We start from the raw sequence: 20,421 nt of genomic DNA, 5'->3' as shown, positions 1-20,421 counted from the left end.
TTGTATGGATGATCTGAATAAATGGCGCCTCGTATTGGGAGGTAGTGATGCAGACGGTACGGGGTTTTCTCTCGGCGGACAGGAACTGCAAATGGACAAAACATTGGAGGCGCTTTATGATAGTGAGAAGAAAGGCGGTCTTGGTCCCTCCTCTCCTAACGTGAGTCGCTGGCTGGGAGATATCCGTACCTTCTTCCCTGCTTCTGTTGTACAGGTTATGCAACGTGACGCGATACAACGCCTGAACATTACGCAGCTCTTACTTGAAAAAGAAATGCTGGAGAATGTAGAACCTGATGTACATCTCGTGGCTACATTACTAACATTACGTCATGCCATTCCTGATAAAACAAGAGATACTGCGCGGCAGGTAGTAAAAAGAGTGGTAGACGATCTGCTGAAAAAGCTGACGCAGCCTACTTTACAAGCTATCACTGGTAGTCTGCACAGAAGCATTCGTAACAGGAGGCCCCGTCACAACGAGATCAACTGGCATGCTACTATCCTCAAAAACTTACAGCATTATCAACCTGAATACAAAACGATCATTCCTGAAACTCGTATCGGTTACGGACGAAGAACAACCTCTCTGAAAGATGTTGTACTCTGTCTTGATCAGAGTGGGTCTATGGGAACCTCTGTTGTTTACTCGGGCATCTTTGGTTCTGTAATGGCATCCATACCCGCTATCAAAACCCGTATGGTGGCATTTGATACTGCCGTTGCTGATCTGACGGAAGAGTTGAAAGACCCTGTTGATCTTTTATTTGGCGTACAATTAGGTGGTGGTACTGATATTAATGCCGCACTATCGTACTGTCAGCAGATCATTACAAAACCTGCTGATACAGTGCTTGTGCTGATCACAGACCTTTTTGAAGGCGGCAGTGATGACAACATGCGGAAGCGTGCTGCTGAATTAATCACCGCCGGCGTACAGGTGATCGTATTACTGGCACTGAATGACGATGGCGCTCCTGCTTACGATCATAGTAATGCACAATACTTCTCTAACCTGGGCATTCCTGTTTTCGCCTGTACACCCGACAAATTTCCTGATCTGATGGCGGCAGCACTCAGCAAACAGGATATCAACGGCTGGGCTGCCAGAGAAGAGCTGGTATTGAAAAAGTGATTATTTTACTTTGAGCCATTCGTCATCCTGATAAATAACACCATCGGCTAAAGCTTTCTCAACAGCTTCCTGCAGATCGGCTCTCAGGTCTTCAGTTACACGGGCAAACCCCAGTGTTTTTGCGATAATGGGAATGGCAGCCACCATCGTAATAGCAATAGCATCCCGCACTACTTTTTCAATCACCACCTGTAATTCTTCTGGCGCGATATAGGTCATCTTACGTGACGCAGATGGCAGGTTCATTCTGCTACGCACCAATGGTGTATCCATCGTTGCATCCCAGAGGAATTCTTCTTTTACTATTACTGAATCATTACCAACAGCATCTGCAATAGCCTGTTTCAATACCTCACGTATTCTGTTACCTACACGTGATACATCGGCGGCATCTAGGATACGGCGCGTCACTTCTTCCACATGAACAGGGCTCTCTACGCGCACGACCATTTCCAGCCATGATCTTAACTTTTCTGCTGGATGTTGATGCAGATCTTTCGCCGCTATCTCTTCAGGTAATACCGCCATTTCATACAACGGTACATCGCTTCCCTCGCCTTCATCTTCCCTTATCATCGTGTAATCTTCGGCAGATGTCGTTTCCACTTCCTGATCATCACTATTTCCTCCACGTACGTTTTCAATAGCAGCAACTAATCTTCTCAATTCCCTCGCAGGATGGCGGAACCAGTCGGTACTCCATACATTATAAATGTTCCAGCCCATATTCTCCAATACCTGCTGACGCAATCTATCCCTGTCTTTTGCAGAACGTGCCGCATGATAGGCAGCACCATCACACATAATACCCATAATATATTTACCTGGATGTTCGGGATCAACTACTGCGAGGTCTATATAAAAGCCTTTACTTCCTACCTGTTTCTTTACATTGTAACCAGCTGCTGTCAGGTGTTCTGCAACAAGTGTCTCAAAAGGAATATTCACAGGCTTGCCATCAGTATACCCACTTTGCATGGATCCATGCTGTGCGAAATACAGGAAGTTCTTCAATGTACGTACACCTTCACTTTCTGTTTTACTCAGATCAATATCATCAGCAGTCAGGTTCGTAAATACTTCGCAGCGTTGCTTCGCCCGCGTGATCAATACGTTTAATCTTTTTTCACCTCCTTCATTATTCAAAGGCCCGAAAGATAGATTCACCGTGCCTTCTGGTGTACGACCATAACCAATACTTATAAAGATCACATCACGTTCATCTCCCTGCACATTCTCCAGGTTCTTTACAAAGAATGGTTCATGTGGATGTGCTTTGAAGAACATTTCCACTTCTGGCATTTTTTTTCTGGCTGTTTCGAGTGCCTGTTGTATGGCCTGCATTTGCGCGGAGCTAAAAGCAACAACACCAAGACTCATTTCCGGATGATGCTTTGCATGTTCAATCACCGCTTCGGTAATGGCATCTGCTTCACGCTGATTTGTTCTTGTCTTACCACGATCATATGTTGCATCTTTTAAATGGTGATATACTAATCCCATTTTATGCTCCGCACCAGGACTTGGAAAGATCACTAACTTATCTTCATAGAACTCATGATTGGACATGCTGATCAGCGACTCATGTCTGCTACGGTAGTGCCAGCGCAACATTCGCTGTGGTGCTCCCTGTGCATCACACATACCTAAGATGCTAGGCATATCTGCTGTTACATTTTCTTCGTCATCTACTTCTTTCATTAATGAATCAAAGAAAGTACTTGGTGGCAACTGCTTACTATCACCTACTACCACCAATTGTTTACCTCTCAATAATGCACCCAGCGCATCTACTGGTCTCACCTGGCTCGCTTCGTCAAATATTACCAGATCAAACTGCAGCGCGCCTGGTGGTAAGAAGTTGGCAATAGACAGAGGGCTCATCATGAACACAGGCTTGATCGCTTGTATGGCCAGTCCTGCAGACTGCATGAGCTTACGTATAGGCATGTGTCTCGCCTTTTTGTTAAACTCTGTGCGCAGTACATTCACTTGTCCACCAGCTTCCAATGGCGGCACACCATCCCAATGTTTAAGTGCAGCCCTTGCCCGGTTGTATTGCAGGTTAAGTGTATCTAATTTTACAAACTGTTTCACTGCCGCTTCATGACTTGATCTTTCAAATTTGCGTAGTGAAGCATGCGCTATCAGGGCTTTCTCCCACAGATATTCATACCATGTTTTCTGCAATGCACCTTTTAATGCGGTCACACTTTCCGGCCAATATGCAACTGTATCTATCAGCATCTGTAGTCCTTCTGCTGATGCAGTTTCTGCAAGGTTATTCCATGAAATGATATGATGTATTTCAGGCAATCCTTTCATCCATGATTGCGTCAACAGGATCTGATCTTCATAAGGTCTTTGCAGCAGTGGTGTAATCTCTCGGAAACGTTTTTTCTCATTCAGTGCAAATGCAGTAACTAATGCATCTATAGCAGCACCCTGTTGTTGGAGATGTTTCAGCAATGTATCATAATAACGCTTCGCTGTTTCTACCGGTTCGTTCTTCTCCAGATAATCTAATATCACAGCAGAACAGGAACCATAACTGATCTGCTTATGTACTTCTGTTAAATAGTTAGTGATGCTCTCCAGCATTTCCCAGTTTGCCTGCCCCTTCTGCACACGCTGTCCAAACAACTCTTTCGCAAGTACTTCATGTTCTTGCAGCAACTTACTTAATCGTCTTGCTTCAAGAATTGCATCGATACAGGTTAGTTTTCCCTGCAGGTCATCAGGCGCTCCTGATCTGTATAAAGCGGCCAGCTGACGATTCGTTTTGTTATAATCACCTTTTAAAAATTTATACCACTTATCGCCAAACGCCAGTAAGTTCTGACGCATTTCAAGTACCTGCTGATCCCATGCCTCTGGAATAAGAATCGGATCATACACCAGGTGGATCTGCCGTAGTCGTTTACCCGTTTCGATAAACTCTTTGATATCTTCTTTTTGTTGTAACCACGCAGAATGTTTTAATTGCACACCTGCTATATCCGGACGAATGGAAGCAAGTTGTACAAAGAAAGACAGGTCCATGCTATACTTTCTGGAGAGCGGCATTGGTAATCCTACCTGTCCAGCTATAACAGCGCTTTCGTGTTGTAACGCAACAGTTGTACTTTCTGCTTTCTCTAATACAGGCATTAATTTATCCTGACCTGCTGGTGTCAATACCGTTAACTCACTTCCCCAAAACAACAATGCTGAAGGTATGCCTGTTTCCGCCAGTCTGTTCTCAATCCTTGTGGACATTGCTTCTGCACGTTGCATGCGTAATGCATTCCACGAATCAATATCAGGTATTGCAATGCGTGGCAATTCTATTGCGGCAAATTGCTCTTTCAGTTTTAACAGATACCCCATTAACTGATGAGGAGTAATACCACTTTCTCCAACTGGTGTGTTTACAGCAGTACTATAATCATTCAACTCTTTCCTGTAATCATCGAGTAATGTTACTTCCTGTTGCAGCTGCAAAATAGCAGGCTTACCTAATTCCAATGTTCTCCTTAATTCCTGATGCAGTTCTTTTTTATTCGCTTTATGACTATGCAATTCAAGACATGCCTCCCCTAATTGAATGCTATCCAGCCTGCGTTTCACTACTTCAAGCGCTGCCATTTTCTCAGCAACAAACAACACTTTCTTTCCTTCACCAATTGCATTGGCAATAAGGTTGGTGATGGTTTGTGACTTACCTGTACCGGGAGGTCCCTGTATCACCAGGTTACGTCCTTCCTGCACAGCCAGCATAGCTAACAGTTGAGATCCATCTGCATCAACTACCTGGTGTAATTCATCTGCTGTTGTTTCCGTATCAATAAATACTTCCTCAGAAATATTTGGTGCATTCTCTTTGAATCCATCTCCAAAAAGACCTTGCAGAATAGGATGATCAGCAGGCTTTTCATCAGTGGGCCATCCATCACTATCAAGGTCATGGTATAGCATTAGTTTACCAAAAGAGAAGAAGCCCAGTTCAACAGCATCCGTAACAACTTCCCAGTTCTGCATACCATTGATGGTTGCTGCTACCTGTTTGATGTAATCAAGTACTGCTATTTCATCTGCCTCCGGCATATCTGGTATCGTAATACCAAATTCTGCTTTTATCTTAGTCTGTAAACTAAGATTCATTTCCACTTCACTACCAGTATAGCGTAAACGAAATCGTTCTCTTGCGCTGGATCGTTCAAGAGAAACAGGTATTAATATTAATGGCGCCTGCCGTTGTTCTTTACCATTATCTTTTTCATACCACTTCAGCATCCCCAATGTAAGGAACAGAATATTCACCCCCTGTTCTTCCAGGCTGGTACGTGCAGCATAGTAAGTATTTAATAACCTGTTCTGTAATGCAACAGCAGTTTCAGTTGTTTGCAGACGAGTATCATATACTATTTCCTCCGGTTCCTGTAAAGGCAGCGGGGGTTCAGCAACATCAACTTCTTTTTCTTTCTTTTCTTTTGAATCAGTTTTAGGGAGAAAAGTCATTGCCTTTCCCTGCTTCACCAATACTTCATATATATTGGCAACGCTTTCCTGTTCAATATGCACTCCACGACTAAGGGGTAAACGATAATTCAATAAAGGGTTACGTAGTCCCAGATCCAGTAATTCCCGGCGTGAGGCCTCCAGTTTGATAAGGATTGATTCCTTCATGTACAGTTCGTTGTAAGAACAAAAAAAATGATAATTTATGTTAAGAACGATTGATGGGGATAATTTATTCTAATGATATTACCATTACCTTTATTCTTAACCATTTAGAAAGAAGCTGCGTGTATCAGATATTATATTTCCTCTGGGATACAGACTGGCATATAGCATTGAAAATCACTGGTTATGTGCTCATCTCACTTTCCTTTCTTGGAGTAGTGGGCACTATTTTGCTGGAAAACCGCAATCCGGTCAAGGCGATGGCTTACATCATGCTGCTAAGCTTCGTCCCTATACTCGGACTAGTAGTCTATTATTACCTGGGTAGAGATCTGCGCAAGAAACGTCGCTTCACACTGAAAGGTAGTAAAGATGAAACATTGATGTTGCGATATTGGGAGTCGCAGCGAAAAGAAATAGAACATTTACAAATTCAACTCAGACACCTGGTAGCAAGCAAGCAGGAAATATCTGCTATGTTACTGAATACCCGTCACTCTGTACTTTCGCGTGATAATCGTGTACAGCTCTTACTGAACGGAGAAGAAAAATTTCCCGCAGTGATGGAAGCATTAAGAGCGGCAAAACATCATATACATATTGAGTACTACATTTTTGCTGCAGATGATGTTGGTAATGAAGTAGCCAATATCCTGGTTGAGAAATTAAAAGAGGGAGTAGAAGTCAGATTTATATATGATGATCTGGGAAGTGATAATATCGGAGATATTCCCGATCTGCTGGAAGAGCATGGTGCAGAGGTTTTTGCTTTTTCACCTGTACTGATCAACTTTTATCTCAACGCCAACTATCGCAATCACAGAAAGATCATCATCATAGATGGAGAAGTAGGATTTACCGGAGGTATCAATATGGATGCCCGTTATCTGAACAATGCGAAAAATCCTGTTTTCTGGAGAGACACGCATCTGAAACTGGAAGGCGATGTTGTGAATTTATTACAGCTGCAATTCATGATGAGTTATCGTTACTGCAGCAAGAATACTTTCCCTTTTAACGCTCCTTACTTTCACCGTCCCGATCTCCGGGAAAATTGTTTTGTGGATATTGTGGCCAGTGGTCCTGACTCCGATTTTCCGATGGCGATGCAGACTATTCTGATGGCGATCAATGTGGCACGACGTTCCATCCGTATCAGCAATCCCTACTTCATTCCCAATGAACAAATATTAACTGCCTTACAGATGGCAGCACTGGCAGGTAAGAATGTACAACTGATCTTACCGTTTAGAGGAGATTCTTTTTTTGTGCAACATGCAGCACAATCTTACATCAAGTCCATGCTTGATGCCGGTGTAAAAGTTTACTTCTATCAAAAGGGCTTTATACATGCCAAGTCAATTGCAATAGACGATAACCTTGCAATTGTTGGTTCTGTTAATCTGGATTACCGGAGTTTCTATCTGAATAGTGAACTTGCAGTAGTGATTTATGACAAACAAGTTGTGTATAAGCTAAACTTGGCTTTCGAACAAGATTTGCAAGATTCTGTTCATATTGAACGACGTCTATGGAAAAACCGTTCCATCTGGGAGCGGTTCATCGATGCGGTATGCAGACTGTTGACGCCATTATTATAAATGGTGATCACGACTCATCGTTATCTTCTTCGAGATCTTCATGCCTGTCGCCACCTAAACTATAGTAATTATTTTCTTCATCTTCTTCTCCGATCCGTTCATTGTCGTCATCAAGATCTGCTCCGGGAACATCAAGTCCTTCCTCTTCATCCTGGTCAGACGGATTACCAGATGAATCTCTCGCCAGTTCATTGTTGATGCGGGAAGACCTGGTTACTTTTTCCACATCAAGTTCTTCCTGCTCACCTCTGTAGGTAATATCTTCACTTGCGGGATATGCGGGATAACCTGGAAACTTTTCGTCTTCGTTCAATTCTTCGGACTTTTTATCTGTCGGTTTTGCTGCTTTCTTTTTCATAATCTTTCTTTTTAAGTTCTTCTGAAAAAGTTGTGCCAATCAGACGTACAATAAAATTGTCTTTTCTTTTTACTTACTGCCGATCATTTTCAAACATACCGGTTTCGGGACTTTTATTTCCTGACCGGTAGCTTTTAATAAGCCAGTTGTTTTGTTTCTTTTAAACACGACCACATTATCGGTATTCTGATTTGCCACTAACAAAAAGTTACCATCCGGATCTATCATAAAATTGCGCGGCGCTTTTCCACCGGATGACTGTTCGCCTTTTTTTACCAGTTGTCCATTTTTACGTTCTATGCTATAGATAACAATATTGTTCAATTTATCCCTGTTGGAAGCATACAAAAATTTTCCATCCGGAGAAATGTGAATGTCTGCTCCCGACATAGGTCCCTTGTAGGTAGCGGGTAAAGTTGATATCGTCTGGAAAGGAATCAGTCTTCCCCTTACATAATTAAAGCCAGTAACTTTTCCGTCCAGTTCATGAATCACATATGCCCATTTTCCGTTGGGGTGAAAAGTAATATGTCTCGGACCAGATCCGGGAGGAAGTAACGCATATCCGGTATCTGCCGGCATGAGTGGTAATACATCTCCCTGCCGGTAAGCGTAAATGACAACCTGGTCTATTCCCAGATCTGACACATACAATGATTTATGATCCGGACCGAATACCGTACAATGCACATGTGGTTTTTCCTGTCGTTCTTTGTTCGGTCCCGTACCGGTGTGTTCGATCGTCTGCACGGGTGCATCAATTTTTCCATCCGCCCGAACAGGTAGTACCGATAAGCTTCCTCCACCATAATTTCCTACTATCACATATTTACCATCTTCATCGGTAGTGATGTAACAAGGTGCCGCACCACCGGAAGCTTGTTTATTCAAAAAAGTCAATACTCCACTCGTCGTATCCCATTCAAAAGCACTTACTCCTCCTTCATTATTTTCGTTTACTGAATAGACATGTTTTTGATCAGGAGCAATAACGAGGTAAGACGGATTGTCTACATTTTTAGTAGTGCTCACATAACGCAAGGCTCCGGTGCTGGTATTAAATGCATAAACATTAACTCCCTCTTCCGCACTTTTTGTATAAGTACCTATCAGTAAATATTTTTCCTTGGTTGTATCAGTTTGTGCCGACAGCATAGTAGACGTTAATAAAAGGGTGCAGGTGAGTAAGGCATTGAGCATAAACCAGGACTTTTTAGGTAAGACAAATTACTAAATATGAAATAAAGTAGAAAAAAGCATTTTAAAGCCCTTATTTTTCAACACACCCAATTTTGGACCAATCATACTACTCATTAAGAGATCGTCGAAATTTCAGGAGATAATGAGGTCATTATTAAAACATCTAATTAATTGGTTTTCAATTAATTAATGCTTTTTAGTGTAAAAACGCCCAGTCCGAAGAAACGGACCGGGTACTGTATACTTCTAATTTAACCTTAACTTTATCGGTTATTCATTTTGGTGAATGAATAAATATTATTGAAACAATGTCACATTACATTGAATTGCAATGCTTCATTATCCATGTCGTTAGATCTGTGAAATAGTTTGTTGGTAAATTTTCCAGGAAATCCGGTGGTGAATAAATTCATAGCATACACTTATGTGCTCGTCAGAAAGATTGGCTATAAATAAATTTCAACCTGCTTCATTAGAAATTCTTCGTGGATGAAAATTAGTTCGGTTGCGTCATAGGTTCGGTCTCATTCATCTTCTTTTCAGGGCTCTCATAATTTGGTCGACAAACGAATATAGACAAAAAAAATACATGCTCATAGAAAGCATGTATTTTTTATTTTCAATTCAATGTATTTTTTACCTACCCATATACACCATCAGGATTTGTACATCACTTGGATTTACTCCACTGATCCTGCTTGCTTGTCCTAATGTGCGTGGACGGATTTTATTAAATTTCTGTCTTGCCTCTGTACTCAGTGAAACCAGTTTTGAATAATCAAAACTATCGGGGATGATCAGATCTTCCATCTGGCTCATTCTTTTTACCAGATCAATTTCCTTTTCGATGTACACTTCATACTTGATTTGTATCTCTGCTTGTTCCAAAGTTTCATCACTAAATTCAGCTAATGCTTTTGCCATCTTAGCAACACCATTTTTCATAGAGAAAATATCCAGAGAAGGTCTTAACAAAATCTGGTAGGCACGCATCCTCTGAGGAAGTGGTGAAGAATTTTTTTCCGCCAGCAGGTGATTAATTTCTTCAGGGTCTATTGGCAATTCTTTCAGAATACTTTTTATCTTCTCCACTCCATCTTTCTTCAACACTACCTTATCCAATCTGTTTTGTCTGGCGAGCCCCATCTCAAAACTTTTCTCAGTCAGACGGAGGTCTGCATTATCCTGTCTCAACAAAGTTCTGAATTCGGCTCTCGAAGTAAACATGCGGTAAGGTTCGTCGGTACCCTTGTTGATCAGGTCATCAATCAGTACGCCGATATATGCTTCACTCCTTTTCAACACAAATGGCGCCTGACCACTTGCTTTCAGGTGAGCGTTAATCCCTGCCATCAATCCTTGACATGCTGCTTCTTCATAACCCGTCGTTCCATTAATCTGTCCGGCAAAAAATAAATTCTGAATATGTTTAGTCTCCAGGGAAAACTGCAACTGGGTTGGTGGGAAGTAATCATACTCTATCGCATACCCAGGGCGGAACATTTTCACGTTCTCAAATCCTGGTACCAACTGCAGTGCTTTATATTGTACGTCTTCCGGAAGGGATGTTGAGAAACCGTTCACATAAATTTCAACGGTGTTCCAACCTTCCGGTTCTACGAATAACTGATGTCTGTCTCTTTCTGCAAATCGGTTGATCTTGTCTTCAATACTTGGGCAATATCTTGGACCTACTCCCTGGATCCTTCCCTGAAACATAGGTGATCTGTCAAAACCAGTCTTCAGCATTTCGTGTACTTTATCACTGGTATAAGTGATGTGACAACTTCTCTGTTGTTCCGGTTTGATCTTTTCTACATCCAAATAAGAAAAACCGGTGATCACATCATCACCTGGTTGCTCTTCCATTTTTGAATAGTCCAGACTTCTTGCGTCAATTCTTGGAGGTGTACCTGTTTTCAGACGGTCGCTTTCGAACCCTAAGGAAACAAGTTGTTCGGTGATTCCGGTCGCAGCTTTTTCAGCTACCCTTCCTCCACCGAATTGTTTATCTCCGATATGCATCACTCCATTCAGGAAAGTACCATTGGTTAATACAACTGACTTCGCTTTTATTTCATGACCGAGCCCTGTCACGACACCAAAGCAAACACCATCTTTCACTAACAGTCCCTTCACCATATCCTGGTAAAAGTCCACATTAGGAGTTTGTTCTAATGCCTCTCTCCACTTTGCAGCAAACAGCATACGATCATTCTGGGTACGTGGACTCCACATTGCTGGTCCCTTGGACCGATTCAGCATGCGGAACTGTATCATTGACTGATCTGTAACTATACCAGAGTATCCACCTAAAGCATCAATCTCTCTTACGATCTGACCTTTAGCGATCCCTCCCATTGCCGGGTTGCAGCTCATCTGAGCTATAGTTTGCATATTCATGGTTATCAGCAATACCTTGGACCCCATATTTGCAGCAGCTGCTGCCGCCTCGCAACCGGCATGTCCGGCGCCTACCACAATAACATCGTAAGATGGAAACATAATCTTGTTTAAATAGAAATGCAAAAGTACATAGAAGGAAGGATATATGATGTTCCACGTGGAACATCTTGAAGAATGTTTCATGAGGCACCTTTCCGTGACAGATGCCCTTCGCTCCTACCGTATAAAGATACCGACAATAATACTACAGTTACTGCTGAATCTAGCAAACAATCACCAAGCCGTTCATAATAAAAAGCAACCTTTGTATGCCCACCTCCTTTACTTTATATGTCAACCAATCCACTGCTCCAATCTTCCCCTATCATTTTATGAGCGCATCATCCATTTCTAAAAGTTGAGGAAGACGCTAAAACAGTCATTCATTTAATCCGGTGCGGTATACAAGAGGGGCGGCCATAAAAAGTAACTAAGTCTGATATAATGCATTCTCACCGTATAAAAATCATTCTTTTACAATTAATTACACAGTAAGGTATTTATATAATCCTTGTAAGGGCGCCACCATACTGTATTCCCTGAGATAACCCATATATAACCCATATATAAGCCATATATGACCCATATATAATCCATATTTAAAGAGATATGGGTTATATATGGGTTATATATGGTGAAGTGATAGTTTATAGATAAGTTATTACAAGGAATATATCGATATAAAGCCAGATTCAAAAGTATAGCAGCAAGGGGGGTGATTCGCTGCAATCGACTCGGCTAGGAGTCGTCCTGTTTGTAGCCAGGGGTTATCACCCCTGAACCGAGACAGGATGGAAACGGAAACAAACGGTATGGAACAAACACATCCACCATGTCCACAACCACGAAAAACAAAACCCCGGAGGCCAACACCGCCGAGGTTCATTCGCGCAACTGACTCCTATCGAGTCTCCTTGTTTAAAGCCCGGGCATATCACGGGGCGGAAACAAAACAAGATGAAAAACATCCACATCATGTACATCTACACAAATCACCTAAGGCCGTTCGCTACAACTGACTCCTAACAGAATCGTCCGGTTTGTAGCCATGTGTGACAATTGCTAGAAACCAAAAAATCAAATGGAACCAACAGAAACGATTTAAAACAGGTAGGAAACAAAATATTCTACCATCCATCCCTGTTCATAAAACAAACCGGGACCAACAATTCCTCGGAATGTTCGCTGCAATCGAACTCCATTTGGAGTCATCTGGTTTGTGGCGCGGAGTGATAATCCCGGACAAAAAACGGGACGTAAAACAAACGGCAATAGAAACACAACAGTCCCCCAACATCCATATCCATCAAAAATAAACCCGGGGCCGACAATCTCCAAAGGCCATTCGCTACAATCGACTTTCGCCAGGAGCCGTCTTGTTTGTAACGCCAGTGATAACCCCAGGATCAAAACGAGACAAAACGAGGATGTCAAACAAACAGTACAGAAAACAAACTGCTTCTCCCAGCGTCCACATTTATCAACAGCACCCAAGACACCCCATCAAGGTCCATTCGCTACAATCGACTCTTACGGCGTCGTCTTGTTTGTAGCGCGGGTGATAACCCCGGGCCGAAAACAGACAACCCGCGATGGAAACAAAACGAAATGGAAAACATTCCATCACCCATAAAAACAAAACCCTGGGACTAATAATCCCAGGGCTCCGAATATGTTCCACGTGGAACATTATGAATCTATTCCAAAATACAACTTCAAATATTCATTCTCCTTCTCCCTCATCAACGCCGATTGCTCTTTACTCTTATCCTTAAACCCACACAAATGCAAAGCCCCATGAAAAATGACCCTATGCAACTCATGTTCCTCACTTACCTTAAACTTCAGTGCATTGTCCTTAACCCTATCAATACTAATGTAAATCTCCCCTTCAGTGATATCCGGCTCGTCTCCTAACTCAAAAGTTACTATATCTGTAAGGGTATCATGCTTTAAAAACTCCTGGTTGATCTCCAACAAATACTCATCTGAACAGAAAACATACTGCAGATTCTTTAATCCCTGTCCCTCCCGAACAAAAAGATCCTTGATAAAAGTCTTCAATCTTGTTTTATTCTTAAGATTTAACTTCACCTCATGAGGGGTAAAATTGATAGCCATAGCCTTGCCTGATGTTTTGGTAAGTAATTGAGAATGTAAAAATAAAGTGAAATTTCCGTTTCTCCCTACTCTGTCTTTGTTCGATTGGGCCTCAGCCTGTACCTTTGTTTCATCAAATATCGAGACCTTAGTACGATATACAATTTATCACCTGCTAAGTTTGAGAAAAGCACCAGACATTAAAGATTAAATTACATCGAATGAAAAAAGGAGTGATTAAATTGTCTTCGCTTGCTATAGGTAAAAGTGCCGTTATCACGTCTTTTGAAAAAGATGATTTGCACATCAAGTTAATGGAGATGGGTTGTGTACCCGGTGAAACAGTAAAAGTAGAGAAGATTGCTCCCCTCGGAGATCCGATCTCTATCATGGTAGCCGGCTATAATCTATCTCTCCGCAAAACAGAAGCTGACTTTATATGGGTAGAAGAAGTAGTCTGAAACAATAAGTACGAATGATCTTCTATCCATCCGCAAGTTGACAGATAATGGATCATTCGTATTTTTGATAGTATGAAACTACCCGGCAAGATTCCAACCCACCAGCTCTCCTCTCAACACGCAGCTCTCCACAGAGACAATACCCGAACTTCTCTATTCGGCTATCACCAACTGGCAAGCAACAAAAGACTTTCAGGCTTCGAAATATATTCCACCGAAGGAATGATACCAGACTATGGCCCGGCAAAATCCGGCTTTTATAGATTTGGGATACTCACCCAGGGTTCCCTCCATGTACAATTAGGTTTGGAGCATTTCGATATCAGCGGTTGCGCGGTTAACTTTTCCATCCCCGGACAGATACATGCCAAGTCAAATGTCAGCCCGGATGTGTTTGGATACTACCTACTTTTTGAAGACAGCTTCATTAAGGACCTGATCCCACAAAATAACCTGGGACAGGAATTCCCATTCCTCAACTATGCCGGCCAGCAAATTTTCAGCTGTAACCAACCGGAGATAGACGAATTGATTGCTCTCGCATTAAAAATAGATCTGGAACTGCAAGAAATAAGTGCCGGTAGGGAAACCGCTATTAAAATGTATCTCTACCTGATGCTGTTGACGGCAAAGCGGAGCTATGAAAGACAACACCTAACCGCACCTCCTGCAAATCCCGGTAGTACATCTCACCTGGTTACTCAGTTCTATAAATTGGTGGGGGAACACTTTTTATCTCTCCGCCAAGTGGCAGACTATGCAAAATTACTCCATGTTACCGCAAACCATCTGAACAGAATAGTAAAAAGTGTCAGCACACGCACCGCTTCCGATGCCATTAGCGAAATGTTGGCCCAGGAGGCAAAAGTTTTACTAAGATCCACTCCCCTGTCCGCCGCAGAAATTGCTTACCAGTTAAATTTTAGTGAACCAGCTGCTTTCAGTCGTTTCTTTAAGAAATCAACCGGACTGACACCGTTGGAGTACCGCCAGCAGGAAAATAAAAACGCATTTGCAGCATTTGGTCAATGATTTGCATTCTTTGAACAATTTTTTGGCCGGCCGGCTTAAGAAATTTGTACTGTTAAACAAACAGACAATGACAAAGCACATTAGCCATCAAAAAATAGTTGTTGCCGGTGGAACTTCAGGTATCGGACTAGCCACTGCAAGAATGTTACTTGAGTTAAGTGGAAATGTAACAGTAACAGGACGCGATCAGAAAAAAATAGACGCACTTCACTCATCTGACCCTGCATTGAAGGTTGTAGCACTGGATAGCACTGACAAAGATGAGCTGGCAAACTTTTTCTCTTCAGTTGGTCACTTCGACCACCTGATAATTACCCTTAGCGGGGCAAAAGGAGGTGGATTGTTCCAGGAACTATCTTTGGATGACCTACGGGAAGGTTTTGAGAAAAAATTCTGGCCATATCTACAAACAATCCAGGCCGCCCTACCCTTTCTTAAGAAAAACGGAAGCATTACCATCCTAACTGCCTCTTCCACGACTGCCCGGCTACCTGGTACAGCCGGATTGGCTGCGATCAATGGCGCACTTGAAGTAATGGTGCCTATTCTGGCGAAAGATCTCAAACCAATTCGCGTAAATGCCATTTCTCCTGGCGTCATTGATACTCCCTGGTGGAACTTTTTGAATGAGGCAGATAAGCAGGCAACTTTTGAACAACTTTCTACACAAGTAGCTGTAGGCAGAGTTGGTACAGCGGAAGAAATTGCCAGCGCTATTGTAGGAGTCGTGACAAATACCTACATCAACGGAAGTATTATTTTCTGTAACGGTGGACTATCCTGATCCAAGAATTATTTTCCGCCTAACGAAAAAAAATCATTTCAGGAAGCTCTGTAGATTTTATCGTCATGCTGCTTCCCCCAGATACAATTTTCCATCGCATTTATAAGGCCTTCATTTCTGAAGGCCTTATATTTTGAATACACTATCATTTTCTGTGGGGACCTACGGAAAAACGCTGCTTATCACAGCCACGAAGCCTTCATTTTAAAGCGCTCAGGATTAAATAGCCCCGAACAATGTATCGGATTCTGATTTTCGTCGCAGCTATAAGCCCTTCAAAAATGAAGGCTCTATATTTTTGACAAACTCAACTTTCTCGTAGGTACCTACAGCAAATTTCCGTTTATCGCAACCATAAAGCCTTCATTTTAACGTGCTCAGAATGAAGTAGTCCGACCTGCAGATCAGATACAGAATTTCATCGTAGCTATAAGCCATTCAGAAATGAAGGCTCTATATTTTCCATAAACTAAATTTTCTCGTAGGTACCCACGGGAAAAAATTTTTCATTCAAACTATAAGGCGTTCGTTTCTAAGTGCTTCCTGCTCAAATCGCCTTACCAGAGTTCCAGCGAGCTGATTTTCGTCGCAACTATAAGGCACTCAAAAGCATAAAAAAGGCCCGATTGACATCTCAACCGGGCCTTTTAAGCTTAAATTTTCTTCCTAAAACTATATAACCTACTAATTATCAATTATTTAATCACAATCCGTATTGTGCACTGATCTCTAACATTCTTTCGATAGGTTTCTTTGCAGCGATCCTCAATTGTTCATTCATTGTGATCTCTGGTTCCTCATATTCCATGCACAGATATAACTTTTCGAGGGTGTTTAACTTCATATGCGGACAATCATTGCATGCGCAAGCATTATTTGGAGGTGCCGGAATGAAGGTTTTGCCCGGATTTTCTTTTTGCATCTGGTGAAGGATACCGGTTTCGGTTACAACAATATACTCCTGTGCATCATCTTTCTGAGAAAACTTCAACAATCCGGTAGTCGATCCGATGTAGTCAGCGATCTCGAGTACGGCTGCTTCACATTCCGGATGGGCTATCACCTTGGCTTTCGGATGACGGATCTTCAATTTTGTGATCTTTTCCAGGGAGAAGATCTCGTGGACCATGCAGGCACCGTTCCACAGTAACATATCCCTACCCGTTTTTTTGGCCAAATAAGCCCCTAAATTCCTGTCGGGGGCAAAAATGATCGGCTGGTCCTTGGGGACGCTTTCGATGATCTTTTCGGCATTAGATGACGTGCAAATGATATCGCTGAGCGCTTTGATCCCTGCGGAGCAGTTTATATAGGAAATAACCAGGTGGTCAGGATGTTTTTCTTTGAATTTTCTGAACAGGTCTGGAGGAGCACTATCCGCCAGAGAACATCCTGCTTTCAGGTCCGGCAGCAAAACTTTTTTCTGCGGACTTAGAATCTTGGCTGTCTCTGCCATAAAGTGTACGCCGGCAAAAACAATTATGTCAGCATCCGTTTTTGCGGCCTGCTGACTTAGGCCCAAACTGTCACCGATGTAATCGGCCACATCCTGGATGTCGGGTTCCTGGTAATAGTGTGCCAGGACGATCGCGTTCTTTTCCTTCTTTAACCGTTCGATTTCTGCAAAGAGATCCAGGCGTACATCGACCGGCAAATCCAGGTACCCTTTTTTTTGCAGTTCGCTTTTTGCAATTTCCAGCTCCCTCATCATAATTATATATATAGTTTATTTATTTAAAAAAGAAAAACCCACTACTATTAGGGCTGTGAATATGTGAGAACTAATTTTTACCATGATGTACAAATGTAGTTGTTATTCTTTTTGTGTTGGCTATCCACAGGAAATTAACAATGAAGATCAGCCATAGTACTGGAAAAACCTATTTTCATCCACACCCGTGGATATCGTTTACCGTGAATATTTTTTCTGTGGTGAACCTATTGAAAACATGTTAATAGCCCCGGCTAATAATCCCCAAAAATCACTTTTCAGGACCCGGACCTTTCCCGCCGGAAATAACAAAATTAGTTTTCAGGTACCTGAAGTGAGGTTTTTACCAAGATATTGGACAACTTCTACCGCTTTTTTAACAGTCGATGTGGATAAACTACAACTAAAAAGTTATATCAGGTTAAGATTGCTTTTTTAGCTTTACATCATTCTTTGTACACATTTTAATGTGAATGAAGAAATTGCCTTCTGTGAAATGTGAATAAAGCGCCCCATGTTTTAAAGAAGGCAAAAATTCCGAAATAATGGCCCATAGCCGTATTGAAAAATCCCCGGGTATAACATACAACCTGGTACAAAAATCATGACAAATGTGGATAACCTGTGAATGAAGACTTAAATCTATTTCCCGTTAAATTGGCCGAAATCCTTTCCTGTATTGGGTTTGAGGCAATAAAATCTGTTTTGTAGTTACAGTTATTTTATTCTATTTTTGCTTTCCTTAAAAAATTTAGACTATATAATATATGTCAGTTATTCAGAAGATCAGGGATAAATATGCCGTGGTGATCGTAGTAGTGATCTGCCTGGCTATCGTCAGCTTCCTGCTACAAGATGCCTTCTTTGGCAAAAACTCTCTTATTCGCCGTTCCACTGTTGTAGGTAAAGTAAATGGTGAAGAACTTGAATTCTCCGATTATCAGCAGATGATCAAAACTACTGAAGACCGGATGCGTCAGGGGCAAAATGTGCTGAATGATCAGATTACCGAACAGGCACGCGAATCTGCCTGGAACCAGTTCCTGAGCAAACAGATTATGGAGTCTCAGTATAATAAACTGGGTCTGGCTGTAACTGACGAAGAGATCAAGGACCAGTTCACTGGTAAAAATCCCAGCCCAATCGTTACCCAACAGTTTACTGACGAGAAGACAGGACAATTTGATCGTGCCCGTATGCAGCAGGTACTTGCCAGCATCAACCAGGATAAAACCGGTCAGATGCGCGCTGGTCTGTTACAATTGGAAGATTACATTGCTCAGTCAAGGATTTCTCAGAAATATCTTTCCCTGATCAAACAGGCGGTATATTATCCAAAATGGTTGGCTGAAAAGCAGATCCAGGATAACGGACAGCTGGCATCTATTTCTTATGTGTCAGTTCCTTACGCCACTATCGCTGACTCTACTATTAAATTAAGTGACAGCGAACTGAATAGCTATATTAATAGTCACAAAGAACTGTTCAAAACTGAAGAATCCCGCAAAGTAGATTATATCTCTTTTAATGTAGTGCCTTCCGCTGCGGATACAGCTGCTGCATTGAAAGTGCTGTTCGAAGCTAAGCAAGAACTGGACACTATCAGTAATACTGATATCGCAGCTTTCATCAACCGCAACTCCGACCTGCCTTTCTACGATAGCTATGTTGCAAAAAGCGCACTGATGGTTCCTCAGAAAGATACCCTGCTAAGTTTACCCAATGGTGCAGTGTTCGGACCATATTATGATAATAACCTGATCGTTTTCGCAAAAATGATCGATCGTAAGTTATTACCAGACAGCGTTAAAGTACGTCATATATTAATAGCTACTCAGAACCAGCAAGGTGGTGGCTTACCTGATTCAATCGCTAAAGCCCGCATCGACAGTATCGAAAGGGCTGTAAGAGGTGGTGCTGATTTCAAAGCCCTGGTTGAACAGTATACTGACGACGTAAGAAGCAAACCAACCGGTGGCGAATACGATGTAACTCCTTCTACTGATTTCCTGAAAGAATTTAAAGATTTCGCTCTCGAGAAAAGTAAAGGCACGATCGGTGTTGTAAAAACACTGGCAGGTTATCACCTGATCGAAATTATGGATCAGAAGAATGTAGGCCAGGCAGTGAAAATTGCTTACCTCGCAAAACCTGTATCTCCGAGCCGTGAAACAGATAGTAAAGCATATGCTGAAGCAAATGAATTTGCTGCCAAGAACCGCGACTGGAAAACATTCGAAAAAAATATCCAGCAGAACGGTCTGAACAAACGTATCGCTGATAACCTCCGTCCAATGGATCACACCATTCCTGGTATTGGTCAGGCACGTGAACTGGTTCGCTGGGCATACGATGCAAAAAAAGGTGACGTGAGCAACGTGTTTACCTTTGATAATAATTATGTAGTAGCCGTACTAACTGCAGTGCGTGAAGAAGGTGTAGCTGCGCTTGAAGATGTAAGACCATCTGTAGAAGCTGAAGTAAGAAAGAATAAGAAAGCTGCACAGATCATTGAGAAAATTCAGTCACCAGCTTCTCTGGAAGCTGTACAGAAAGCAACCAACCAGCCGGTACAAACTGCAGACAATATCTCTTTCGGAACTCCGTTTGTTGCAAGTCTGGGTTTTGAACCACGGGTAGTAGGTGCTGCATTTAATAAGAGCTGGGGTACTGCAAAAGTATCTGCTCCGATAGAAGGTAACGCTGGTGTATATGTGGTGAAAGTGAATGCTTTCCAGCCTTCCGGTCAGCCTCAGGATGCAAAGAGTGTAAGCCGTGTTTATGAACAGAGCCTGCTCTCTGCGCTAGATCAGCAACTGTTCTCAGTACTGAAAAAGCTGAGCAAGGTCGAGGATAACCGCGGTAAATTCTTTTAAGGAATAACAATCTTCAAATAACTGATAAAAGCGCCAGGGTTTCATCCCTGGCG

12 protein-coding genes are annotated in these 20,421 nt (G+C 42.2%); 6 read left to right on the top strand and 6 right to left on the bottom strand.

Going from position 1 to position 20,421, the window contains the following annotated elements:
- Positions 1-4 precede the first annotated feature (4 nt).
- Positions 5-1,135, top strand: coding sequence for a VWA domain-containing protein (locus CLV42_RS01455; RefSeq protein WP_106600124.1), 1,131 nt, complete (start codon positions 5-7; stop codon positions 1,133-1,135).
- On the opposite strand, the gene CLV42_RS01450 is transcribed toward CLV42_RS01455, so the two are convergent.
- Positions 1,136-5,803, bottom strand: a complete 4,668-nt coding sequence (locus tag CLV42_RS01450) for a DUF3320 domain-containing protein (RefSeq protein WP_106600123.1) — start codon at positions 5,801-5,803, stop codon at positions 1,136-1,138. It abuts the gene before it with no gap.
- A gap of 119 nt (positions 5,804-5,922) precedes the next feature.
- Here CLV42_RS01450 and cls point away from each other — a divergent pair, with 119 nt between their 5' ends.
- On the top strand, positions 5,923-7,401 hold the full coding sequence (gene cls / locus CLV42_RS01445) for a cardiolipin synthase (protein ID WP_170117355.1): 1,479 nt from the start codon (positions 5,923-5,925) through the stop codon (positions 7,399-7,401).
- A gap of 7 nt (positions 7,402-7,408) precedes the next feature.
- Here cls and CLV42_RS01440 read toward each other — a convergent pair whose 3' ends face one another.
- From CLV42_RS01440 to ybeY, 4 genes are all read right to left on the bottom strand, one after another.
- Positions 7,409-7,759 (bottom strand): hypothetical protein, encoded by a 351-nt coding sequence (locus CLV42_RS01440; RefSeq protein WP_106600121.1) that lies wholly within the window; start codon positions 7,757-7,759, stop codon positions 7,409-7,411.
- Between the two features lie 69 nt (positions 7,760-7,828).
- Positions 7,829-8,959, bottom strand: coding sequence for a lactonase family protein (locus tag CLV42_RS01435; protein ID WP_106600120.1), 1,131 nt, complete (start codon positions 8,957-8,959; stop codon positions 7,829-7,831).
- Between the two features lie 636 nt (positions 8,960-9,595).
- The gene (mnmG, locus tag CLV42_RS01430) at positions 9,596-11,464 is read right to left on the bottom strand and encodes a tRNA uridine-5-carboxymethylaminomethyl(34) synthesis enzyme MnmG (RefSeq protein WP_106600119.1); all 1,869 of its coding nucleotides are present in this window, start codon (positions 11,462-11,464) and stop codon (positions 9,596-9,598) included.
- 1,629 nt (positions 11,465-13,093) lie between these two features.
- Positions 13,094-13,525 (bottom strand): rRNA maturation RNase YbeY, encoded by a 432-nt coding sequence (gene ybeY / locus CLV42_RS01420; RefSeq protein ID WP_106600117.1) that lies wholly within the window; start codon positions 13,523-13,525, stop codon positions 13,094-13,096.
- A gap of 200 nt (positions 13,526-13,725) precedes the next feature.
- Here ybeY and CLV42_RS01415 point away from each other — a divergent pair, with 200 nt between their 5' ends.
- The 3 genes from CLV42_RS01415 to CLV42_RS01405 all read left to right on the top strand — a co-directional run bounded on the left by CLV42_RS01415 (position 13,726) and on the right by CLV42_RS01405 (position 15,781).
- Positions 13,726-13,965, top strand: coding sequence for a FeoA family protein (locus CLV42_RS01415; RefSeq protein WP_106600116.1), 240 nt, complete (start codon positions 13,726-13,728; stop codon positions 13,963-13,965).
- 72 nt (positions 13,966-14,037) lie between these two features.
- On the top strand, positions 14,038-14,997 hold the full coding sequence (locus CLV42_RS01410) for a helix-turn-helix domain-containing protein (protein ID WP_106600115.1): 960 nt from the start codon (positions 14,038-14,040) through the stop codon (positions 14,995-14,997).
- A 67-nt stretch (positions 14,998-15,064) separates the two neighbouring features.
- Positions 15,065-15,781 (top strand): SDR family oxidoreductase, encoded by a 717-nt coding sequence (locus CLV42_RS01405; protein ID WP_106600694.1) that lies wholly within the window; start codon positions 15,065-15,067, stop codon positions 15,779-15,781.
- Positions 15,782-16,484: 703 nt separating this feature from the next.
- Here the strand turns inward: CLV42_RS01405 and nadA are convergent.
- Positions 16,485-17,492, bottom strand: coding sequence for a quinolinate synthase NadA (gene nadA / locus CLV42_RS01400; RefSeq protein ID WP_245901400.1), 1,008 nt, complete (start codon positions 17,490-17,492; stop codon positions 16,485-16,487).
- 767 nt (positions 17,493-18,259) lie between these two features.
- Here nadA and CLV42_RS01395 point away from each other — a divergent pair.
- On the top strand, positions 18,260-20,368 hold the full coding sequence (locus CLV42_RS01395) for a peptidylprolyl isomerase (protein ID WP_106600113.1): 2,109 nt from the start codon (positions 18,260-18,262) through the stop codon (positions 20,366-20,368).
- Positions 20,369-20,421 lie beyond the last annotated feature (53 nt).

This window comes from Chitinophaga ginsengisoli, from assembly GCF_003014595.1.
Classification (GTDB): domain Bacteria; phylum Bacteroidota; class Bacteroidia; order Chitinophagales; family Chitinophagaceae; genus Chitinophaga; species Chitinophaga ginsengisoli.
This window is presented reverse-complemented; position numbering and strand designations above follow the sequence as displayed.

Coding starts and splice junctions, on each gene's coding strand:
- CLV42_RS01455 (WP_106600124.1), top strand. CDS start 5: ATGGATGATCTGAATAAATGGCGCCTCGTATTGGGAGGTAGTGATGCA.
- CLV42_RS01450 (WP_106600123.1), bottom strand. CDS start 5,803: ATGAAGGAATCAATCCTTATCAAACTGGAGGCCTCACGCCGGGAATTA.
- CLV42_RS01440 (WP_106600121.1), bottom strand. CDS start 7,759: ATGAAAAAGAAAGCAGCAAAACCGACAGATAAAAAGTCCGAAGAATTG.
- CLV42_RS01435 (WP_106600120.1), bottom strand. CDS start 8,959: ATGCTCAATGCCTTACTCACCTGCACCCTTTTATTAACGTCTACTATG.
- mnmG (WP_106600119.1), bottom strand. CDS start 11,464: ATGTTTCCATCTTACGATGTTATTGTGGTAGGCGCCGGACATGCCGGT.
- ybeY (WP_106600117.1), bottom strand. CDS start 13,525: ATGGCTATCAATTTTACCCCTCATGAGGTGAAGTTAAATCTTAAGAAT.
- CLV42_RS01415 (WP_106600116.1), top strand. CDS start 13,726: ATGAAAAAAGGAGTGATTAAATTGTCTTCGCTTGCTATAGGTAAAAGT.
- CLV42_RS01410 (WP_106600115.1), top strand. CDS start 14,038: ATGAAACTACCCGGCAAGATTCCAACCCACCAGCTCTCCTCTCAACAC.
- CLV42_RS01405 (WP_106600694.1), top strand. CDS start 15,065: ATGACAAAGCACATTAGCCATCAAAAAATAGTTGTTGCCGGTGGAACT.
- nadA (WP_245901400.1), bottom strand. CDS start 17,492: ATGATGAGGGAGCTGGAAATTGCAAAAAGCGAACTGCAAAAAAAAGGG.
- CLV42_RS01395 (WP_106600113.1), top strand. CDS start 18,260: ATGTCAGTTATTCAGAAGATCAGGGATAAATATGCCGTGGTGATCGTA.